The following is a 354-nucleotide window of genomic DNA, read 5'->3' as shown; positions in this document are numbered from 1 at the left end:
GGGGAGTATGTAAAAAATGGAAGAAAAAGATATATTAAGAGGCGGACAATTTCTTGTAAAAGAATCAAACTGTGAAGATGTTTTCACTCCTGAAGATTTTAATGAAGACCAACTAATGATGAAAGAGGCTGTAACCGAATTTGTTGATAGAGAAATTTGGGCAAAAAAAGCACAATTTGAAAAGAAAGATTATGCATTAACAGAATCTTGTATGCGTAAAGCTGGTGAACTTGGTTTTTTAAGTGTAGCTGTTCCTGCTGAATATGGAGGCATGGGCATGGGCTTTGTAGATACCATGTTAGTATGTGATTATATTTCGGGTGCAACTGGGTCTTTCAGTACTGCATTTGGCGC

General features: G+C 36.7%; 1 protein-coding gene. It reads left to right on the top strand.

Annotated elements, in window-relative coordinates:
• Window positions 1-16: 16 nt before the first annotated feature.
• Window positions 17-354, top strand: a 338-nt coding sequence (locus FUA24_RS05010) for an acyl-CoA dehydrogenase family protein (RefSeq protein WP_148540287.1), incomplete at its 3' end; no start/stop codon positions are given.

It is taken from the genome of Seonamhaeicola marinus, from assembly GCF_008085455.1.
Note: the sequence above shows the minus strand (reverse complement) of the source record. Positions and strands in the feature narration are given on the sequence as shown.